7 protein-coding genes are annotated in these 8,373 nt (G+C 75.4%); 6 read left to right on the forward strand and 1 reads right to left on the reverse strand.

What is annotated here, in order from left to right; translation table 11 throughout:
* Positions 1 to 38: 38 nt before the first annotated feature.
* On the reverse strand, positions 39 to 2,726 hold the full coding sequence (locus ACFU7Z_RS30890; protein ID WP_074005252.1) for a LuxR family transcriptional regulator: 2,688 nt from the start codon (positions 2,724 to 2,726) through the stop codon (positions 39 to 41).
* Between the two features lie 501 nt (positions 2,727 to 3,227).
* Here ACFU7Z_RS30890 and ACFU7Z_RS30895 point away from each other — a divergent pair.
* The 6 genes from ACFU7Z_RS30895 (at position 3,228) to ACFU7Z_RS30920 (ending at position 8,247) form a co-directional block, all read left to right on the forward strand.
* Positions 3,228 to 3,725 carry a flavoprotein gene (locus ACFU7Z_RS30895; protein WP_181970499.1) on the forward strand — a complete coding sequence of 166 codons (498 nt, stop codon included), beginning with the start codon at positions 3,228 to 3,230 and terminating at the stop codon, positions 3,723 to 3,725.
* A gap of 107 nt (positions 3,726 to 3,832) precedes the next feature.
* On the forward strand, positions 3,833 to 5,221 hold the full coding sequence (locus ACFU7Z_RS30900; protein ID WP_074005254.1) for an FAD-binding oxidoreductase: 1,389 nt from the start codon (positions 3,833 to 3,835) through the stop codon (positions 5,219 to 5,221).
* A gap of 265 nt (positions 5,222 to 5,486) precedes the next feature.
* Positions 5,487 to 6,449, forward strand: coding sequence for a DUF6528 family protein (locus ACFU7Z_RS30905; RefSeq protein ID WP_053112349.1), 963 nt, complete (start codon positions 5,487 to 5,489; stop codon positions 6,447 to 6,449).
* 371 nt (positions 6,450 to 6,820) lie between these two features.
* On the forward strand, positions 6,821 to 7,018 hold the full coding sequence (locus ACFU7Z_RS30910; protein WP_049657510.1) for a hypothetical protein: 198 nt from the start codon (positions 6,821 to 6,823) through the stop codon (positions 7,016 to 7,018).
* A complete protein-coding gene (locus ACFU7Z_RS30915; protein WP_074005255.1) occupies positions 7,015 to 7,593 on the forward strand; it encodes a thioesterase family protein in 579 nt (192 codons plus the stop codon). The genes ACFU7Z_RS30910 and ACFU7Z_RS30915 overlap by 4 nt, the downstream gene beginning before the upstream one ends.
* A 258-nt stretch (positions 7,594 to 7,851) precedes the next feature.
* A complete protein-coding gene (locus tag ACFU7Z_RS30920; RefSeq protein WP_049660531.1) occupies positions 7,852 to 8,247 on the forward strand; it encodes a DUF2267 domain-containing protein in 396 nt (131 codons plus the stop codon).
* Positions 8,248 to 8,373 lie beyond the last annotated feature (126 nt).

An 8,373-nucleotide genomic window follows, 5' to 3' on the forward strand; every position in this document is an offset into this window, starting at 1 on the left:
GGTGCATCCGCACCCGGGCGGGGGCGCGTCCGCGGCCGCTACCGCTCCAGCGCCGCCACCAGCTGGGTGCGCCGGGCGATCCGCAGCTTCCGGTAGGCGTTGGTGAGGTGGGTCTCCACGGTGCGGCGGGTGAGGCAGAGCGCGGAGGAGATCTGGGCGTTGGTGTGCCCCGCCGCCGCCAGTTCGGCCACGCGCCGTTCGGCGGGGCTCAGGGCGTGTCCGCCGTCCCGGTTCCGCACCCCGCCCTCGCGCAGCGCCTCCTCCGCCGCGCCGAGGAGACGGCCGACCGGGGCCGGTCCGCCGGTCTCCGGGGCGGGCCCGGCCAGCCGCAGGGCCACGGCGTGCGCCTCGCGCAGCGTGTCGCGGCCCTTGCGGCCGCTGCCCGCCTCGATGTGGGCCCGGCCGAGGTCGATCAGCACCTCCGCGAGTTCCACGGGCGCGGCGGCCGGCCTGAGCAGTTCGGCGCCCTCGGTCAGCGAGCACAGGGCCAGCCGGCCGCCCACGGCAGCGGCGTACGCCCGCAGCGCCCGGCCGACGGTGCGCGGGGTGCCCCAGGTCCGGGCGTGGCGCAGTTCCTCCTCGGCGAGTTCGCGGGCTTCGTCCCGCCGTCCGAGCCGTACCAGGGCGAGCGCCGCTCCGGAGCGCCACGGCGTGGCGACCGGGCTGACGAAGTCGTGGGCGAGCTGGCCGGCTCCGCAGACCAGGTAGTCGTCGAGGGCGGCCTGCCAGTCGCCGTCCGCGGCGTGCAACAGGGCCCGGGTGTAGCTGAGTTCGTTCCACTCCCAGGAGCTGTCGCTGCCGGACGGGCCGACCAGGGCCACGGCCTCCCAGGCCGCGGAGCGCCGGCCGGTCTCGCGCCGGGCGGTCGCCACCATGGCGGCGAGGTGCGGCAGTCGGACGCCCTGTCCGGCGGTCGCCTCCACCAGGGGGGCGTTCTCGGCGATGACGCGGTCGAACTCCCCCGCCCAGAGCGCGGCTTCGGCCCGGACGCTGAGCAGGCACTGCAGGCCCACGTCGGTCAGGTCCGGGGGGACGGGCGGGGCGGGCAGGCACTGGCCGGTCAACTCCCGTGCCTCGTCCAGGCGGTCCGCCCACTGGAGCAGGGTGGCCGCGCTGCCGAGCCAGGCGGTCCGCAGCCGCGGGTCCACCGGCGCGGCCAGCCGCGGCCGGACCCGGTCGAGCACCTCGGCCGCCGAGCAGAGGCCGGCCCCGGCCTCGTACTCGGTGATCAGTCCGCACACCAGGGGCTCGATGGCGGGGGGCGCGGTCGGGGCGAGTGCGCGCAGGCCGGCGACGGCGCCGCGCCAGGCGTCGCTGTCGTGCGAGGAGACGAGCGCGCCGAGGGTCCCCAGCACCTGGACGAGTTCGTCGTCGTCGGCGCCGCGACCGGCCCGGCGGAGGACCTCCAGCGCGGTGTCGGGATCCCGGCGCGCGACGTGGGCCGCGCAGAGGGCGGTGGCCGCGGTGGCCCGGTCCCGGAGGTCGGTGTGCAGTTCCAGTCCGGTGCGGAGCCGGCGGATGCCGGCGGTCGCGTTGTGCGGGAGTTCCAGGGCGCCGAGGCGCATGGTGAGGGCGGCCCGCCGGTCCGGATCGAGCGGGCCGCTCAGGGCGTGGCGCAGGTACGCGGCGGACTCCGCGACGTGACCGGCGCGCATCGCCTCCTCGGCGGCCTCGGACAGCGAGCGGGCCATCCACGCCTCGCCGGGCCGTTCGACCCGCAGGAGCCGGGAGGCCACGGCGGTCGCGGGCGCGCCGCTCTCGTCGAGCAGTTCCGCGACGCGGGTGTGCAGTGCGGCGATCTCCTCCGGAGCGGCGACGGCGAGGACGGCCTCCCGTGCGAGGGGGTGGTCCAGCAGCCTGCTGATGCGGCGCGCGGACCGCTCGCCCGGGGAGCGGGTGGCGGTGCAGAGGTCGGAGAGCTGGTGGAGCAGGCCGGGGCCGACGGGCATCCCGCCCTCGGCGGCGACGGCGAGGGCGAGGCAGGCGTGGCGTACGCAGGGGTCGGCCCGTCCCAGCCAGCGGGCGATCGTGTCGCGGAAGCGGCTGCGCGACGGGGTGGACGACGGGCGGGGGAGCGCCCCGTCGGCGAAGTCGGCGACGAGCGCCCGCACCAGGGCCGGGTTGCCGATGCCCGCCTCGACGCAGGCCACGGTGGAGCGCTGGTCCAGGCCGGCGTCCCGGGCGAGGCGGATGACGGCGGGGACGCTGAGCGCGGGGAGGGCGACGGCCGTGCCGGTGGCGGGCGGGAAGGGGGCCGGACCGGACGGGTCGGCGCGCTCGGTGAGCACCAGCAGGACGGGGATCTCGGCGATGCGGCGGGCGAGGTAGCCGAGCCAGCGCCGGGACGGCTCGTCGGCGTGGTGGAGGTCGTCCACCGCGAGCAGGACCGGCCGCTCGGCGGCGGACCGGGTCAGCCTGGTCACCAGCCCGTGGAACAGCCGTTGTTCGTCCGCTCCGGCCGCGACCGAGAAGGGCACGGCCTCGTCGTCCGCGAAGAGCTGGCGGACGAGCCCGAACGGGAACGCCGTCTCCTCCGGTACGCCGCGGGCGCGTCCGACGCGTACGGCGTCACCGTCGGCCTGCTGCCGGACGATCGCCTCCAGCGCGGCGGTCCGTCCCATGCCGGACACCGGTGCCGAGAGCAGGACCCAGCGTCCGCTGCCCGCCCGCGCCGCCGCCGCGGCCGCCGAGGCCGTGCCCAGCACCTCGTCGCGCTCCAAGAGCATGTGCTCCCCATCCTGTCGGTCCTGTTCGGCCGGTCCGGCGCGTGGTACCGGTCCGGGCCGTCCCCAGCAGTCCGGACAGGGGTTTCCGCGGTCATCGGAGTCGTATTCCGCAGGAACATCGTGAACGATCTCTTTCCGGTTCGATCTTCACCCATGGGTGGCGCGAGGCGGCCGGTCGAAACGGAAAACGGCGTGATCATGCTCATGGCGAAGCTTGATCCCGACGCTACCGCCGGGTTTCCCGCAGGGTGTCCTGCCTGCGACGACGGCCGCACCCGGCCGCCCGGCCCGTCGGGCGGGGTCCCGGAGCGGAGCGGCGGACGGGCAGTCGTGCCCACTCGGTTCGTCGGCGTACTGGTGGGGCCCGGCCAGGTTGTTCGAATACCGCTCGATTCCGTCGGGCGTCGACCGGGCGGGTGGAGCGGGCCACGGGGGCGGCTTACTGTTCGGGGGTCCGCAGGCGGGTCGAGAGCGGGCAGTCCGAGAGTGGGGAGGCCGAGGGTGTCCGAGGCGAGGAAGCCGGTGCTGTACGTCGTGGTGTGCGCGGCGGGGGTCGCGGGCGGGGTGGGGGAGCTCATCTCGGCCGCGCAGGAGCAGAACTGGGACGTGGGGGTGGTGGCGACGCCCCAGGCCATGGGGTTCATCGACGCCGAGGCGATCGAGGCGCGGACCGGGTACCCGATCCGCTCCGCCTGGCGGAAGCCGGGGGAGCCCCGGCCGCTGCCGGACCCGGACGCCCTCGTCGTGTCCCCCGCCACCTTCAACACGCTCAACAAGTGGGCCCTGGGCATCTCGGACACCCTGGCGCTGGGGATCCTCTGCGAGTCGTACGGCTGGGGTGTCCCGGTCGCCGTCCAGCCCTGCCTGAGCGCGGCGCAGGCGGCGCATCCGGCCTATGCGGACAGCCTGGCGAGGCTGCGGCGGATGGGGGTGCGGATCGCGGACTTCACGCCGGGCTCGTACGACTGGACGCGGGCCCTGGAGCTGCTGCGGGACTGACAGGGTGGCTGATCGGGCCCGGTGATCCTTGCAGTGTGGGGGGTGGCCCGGGCCGAACCCGCGGAGGTAGCGTCCGGGCAGGTCAGCGAGGGTACGGGAGGTTTCCGGTGGCGGCGGTCAACGGCGAGGTGTCGTTCTGGTACGCGGCGGACGGGGTGCCGGAGCCGGGCCCCGCGCTGCCCGGGGACCGGGACGTCGACGTGTGCGTGGTCGGCGGCGGGTACACCGGGCTCTGGACGGCCTACTACCTGAAGAAGGCCGACCCCGGCCTCCGGATCGCCGTCCTCGAACGGCGGTTCTGCGGCTACGGCGCCTCCGGGCGCAACGGCGGCTGGCTGTACAACGGCTTCGCGGGGCGCGGCGCCTTCGCCAGGCGGTACGGGCGGGAGCGCGCGGCCGCGATGCAGCGGGCGATGGACGAGGCGGTCGGGGAGGTCGTCGGCGTCGCCGGGGCCGAGCGGATCGACGCGGACATCGTGCGCGGCGGTGTCCTCGAAGTCGCCCGCAGCAAGCCGCAGTTGGAGCGTCTTCGGGCCCACGTCGAGGCCGAGCGGGCCTACGGCGAGGGCCGGGTCGAGTTGCTGGGCGCCAAGGAGGCGGCCGCGCGGATCAACGTCGCCGGCACCCTCGGCGGCTGCTGGACGGCGCACGGCGCCCGCATCCAGCCCGCCCGGCTCGCCCGCGGACTCGCCCGCACCGTCCGCGAGTTGGGCGTCGAGGTGTACGAGGGGACGGCGGTCACCGCGATCCTGCCCGGCAGCGGCTACCGCAAGCCCCGCGCCGTCACCCCGTACGGCACCGTCACCGCCGACCACGTGCTGCGCGCCACCGAGGGGTTCACCGCCGGGCTGCGCGGCGAGAAGCGCACCTGGCTGCCGATGAACTCCGCGATGGTCGCCACCGAGCCGCTGCCCGCGGAGTTCTGGGCGGAGGCCGGCTGGGAGGGCCGCGAGGTGCTGGGCGACTTCGCGCACGCCTACATGTACGCGCAGCGCACCGCCGACGACCGGATCGCGCTCGGCGGGCGGGGCGTGCCCTACCGGTTCGGCTCGCGGACGGACTCGGACGGCAGTACCCAGGTGGAGACGGTGCGCCAGCTCCGGGCCGTCCTCGACCGGTTCTTCCCGGCCGCCGCGCACGCCCGGATCGACCACGCCTGGGCGGGCGTGCTCGGCGTCCCCCGGGACTGGTGCGCCACCGTGGAGCTGGACCGGGTGAGCGGGCTCGGCTGGGCCGGCGGGTACGTCGGCAGCGGGGTGACCACCACCAACCTGGCCGGCCGCACCCTGCGGGACCTGGTGCTCGGCCGGGACACCGAGCTGACCCGGCTGCCCTGGGTGGGCCACACCGTGCGGCGCTGGGAGCCGGAGCCGTTGCGCTGGCTCGGGGTGCACGCGATGTACGCCGCGTACCACGCCGCGGACCGGCAGGAGGCGGCCGGCCGGGCCACCACCTCGCCGATCGCCCGGGTCGCGGACCTGGTCTCCGGGCGCTGAGCCCACGGGGCCGGGCCTCCGGGGCCGGGCCTCGGGCCTTCGGGAAACCGGGTGTTGAACGGGTGCGGGCGGCACCGGGTTGACGGTCCGGCGGCGTGCCGACCCGGTGCGACGGCCGCCGGTGCGGTCGTCCCGCCAGGATGTCCGGATGACAGTGAACGAGGCGGACCCGCCGCCGGCGCCGCACGATCCACGGCCGTCGCTTCGATCGTCCGTTCGGACGTGCCGCCGAGCGGAGTCGGCCCGCAGCACCCACGGTGAAGGCGTGCTGAGGAGAACACTGCCGGCCCTCGCGGTCGCCCTGCTGCTCTGCGCGCCGACGAGCGGCGCGTGGGCCAGGTCGCCGGGCCGGCAGGTGGCGGTCGTGGACCAGGCCTCGCGCAGCGTGCTGGTGTTGCAGAGCGCCGAGGAGCTGATGGCCTACCGCGGCCCGGGCCGACTGCCCGTCGTGTGGGGCTGGAGTGCCGACCGCGCACCGGAGTTGGCGGATCTGGCGCCCGCGCGCAGCTGGACCGACCCGGACGAGGCCAAGTCCCGGATCCGGCAGGGGCGGCGCTTCCTGCTGACCACCGCCTCCGGCGGGTTGGCCGCCGTCGTGGAGACCACCACCGGCCGCGTCCACTGGGCGACGGATCTGGGAACGGCCGCCAACCCGCACAGCATCGAGCTGCTGCCGGACGGCAACGTGGCCGTGGCGGCGAGCGCGGGCGGCTGGGTGCGGCTGTACGCGGCCTCGCAGGGCCCGCGGGCCGCGGCATACGCGGAGTTCCCGCTGCCCGGTGCGCACGGAGTGCACTGGGACGCGCGGACCGGCCTGCTCTGGGTGCTCGGCGACACGGCGCTGACCGCGCTGCGGGTCGGCGGCACCCCGGCCGCGCCCGCCCTCACCGTCGTGCGGAGCAGCCCGCTGCCCGACCGCGGCGGGCACGACCTGGCGCCCGTCCTGGCGGATCCCGGGCGGTTCTGGGTGGCCACGCTGACCGGCCTGTGGCGCTTCGACCCGGCCACCGACCGCTTCACCGCCGTGCACCTGGCCGATCCGGCCGCCGAGCGGGACCTCAAGAGCGTCGGCGACGAACCCGGCACCGGCCGGCTGCTCACGGTGGCGCCCGAACACGAGGCGCCGTGCGACTGGTGCACCTCGGTGATCACCCTGCACCGGCCGGAGGGGACGCGGTCGCTGCGGGGCTCGCACCTGTACAAGGCGAGGTGGTGGAGCGTCTGGTAGCAGATTTCGTTCCCCGAGGAGTCGATCCGGGGCCGCGCGTCGTGGATACCACTCGAATTGCGGACGGCATTCGACTGATGGGGCATATTGTGTACACCGACAAACTACTCCGATGGAGGTCAGTTTTCCGTCGCGGTCGGCAAACCATCCGTCGACCCCCGTCGGCTGGGATAGCGTCGTGGGGTCGGGGGGTCGACACCGATCCGGTGCATTCGAACGCTAGCTACTGGGCCGTAATGGCCGAATGAGTCATGGAGAAAATCATGCGGAATTTCCCTGCGGAAAACCGGCCAGACGGAGTCGACGACCTTCAACTCGCGATGGAATCACTGGCCGCCTTCCCGTCCCGGAACGCAGGGAGCGGGGCGGATGTGACCGAGCGGCTCGCGGCCGTCCACGATCTGTGCCGCGCGGTCGACGCGGTGCTGGACAGCCTGGTCGTCCAGGCCGCCGCCGAGGCGGCCGAGGAGGGTTGGACCGCGGCCCGGATGGCGGCCGAACACTCCGGCTACTACGCCAGGTTGCAGCGCGCGCTGCTCCCCGCCGGTGCCGGGCTGACCCGGCAGTGAGCGCGGTGCTGCCGGGCGTGCACGTGCTGTCCTGCCCCACCCGGTGGAGCGACGTCGACGAGAACGGGCACATCAACAACGCCCGTCTGGTCGGCTACATCCAGGAGGGGATTTACGACCTGTTCTGCCACCACGAAACCGCCGTCCGGGAGTCGCTGTTCCCGTCCGGGTTCATTATCGCCAGGCACGAGATCGACTACCTGGAGCAGTTGCACCACCGGCCCGAGCCGCTCTCGGTGGTGCTCACCGTGGAACGGCTCGGACGGAGTTCCGCCCAGGTCGAGGTGAATGTCTGCCGGGACCGGCTCACCTTTATGCGGGCGCGGACCGTGGTGGTCGCCCGGGACCGCGAATCCGGCCGCTCGCGGGCGCTGAGCCCGGCGGAACGGATCTTTCTCTCGGCGTTTATGCCGGACCCGGCCCGGGCCCAGGCGGTCCTGGCGGCCACGACGGTGACCGCGGCGGCAGCGGTGAGCGCGGCGCCCCCGGCGCAGCGCGTGGCGGCCGGCCCGGTCACCGGCGGGCTGCTGCCGTCCCGGCGGCCGCGCAGGCGGTGCCACGCCTCGGCGCGGTGAACGGCGCGGCGGGCGGTGCGGTGCGGTGAACAGTGCGGTGCGGTGAACAGCCCGGTGGACCGCAGGACGGACCGTTGCCCCGGGGCGGCGGCGTGATCGACGGCGGCGGCCGGTTCCGAAGGCGCCGGGGCGAGTTACGCTGAGCAGCACGGGCACCGGTACGTCCCACGGCGGTCACGGACCGCGATCCCCGTCCTGGCCCAGGGCGAGCGCGCCGCCGTCGGTCCGGCCGAGCCCGCCGACCGGAAGGAGGACGCGATGACCATCTCCTGGGAGGACTTCCTCGCCCGCGTCGTGGAGCGCGGCGAGTACCGGGGCGCGGCCGAGGCGGACCACGCCACCCGGGTCGTGCTGGCCCTGCTCGGCGAGCACCTGGTGGGGTCCGAGCGGGGCGAACTCGCCGACGCGCTGCCCGAGACCTACGCCTCGCTGCTGCGCGACGCCCAGCCCGCGGCCGAACCGCTGACCGCCGAGCGCTTCGTACAGGCCGTGGTGGGGTGGATCGACGGGGCGACCCCGGCGACGGCGCAGTGGGACATCGGGGCCGTGCTCAGCGCCGTCGCCGACCTCGTCCCCGGCGAGCTGCTGGACCAGGTGATCGAGCAACTCCCGGACGGCTACGACCTGCTGTTCGGCCACCCGGCACCGGCCTGAGCCCGCGGCCGGGGCCTGCCGCCTGAGTCCGCGGCGGGTGCCTGCCGTCTGGGCCCGCCGCCCGCCGCCCGCGGCCTCGGCCGGTCGGCGCGGCTACCCCGTGGTGGCCCGGAACAGCTCCGCGCC

The sequence above is a fragment of the Kitasatospora sp. NPDC057518 genome, from assembly GCF_042802075.1.
GTDB lineage: Bacteria > Actinomycetota > Actinomycetes > Streptomycetales > Streptomycetaceae > Kitasatospora.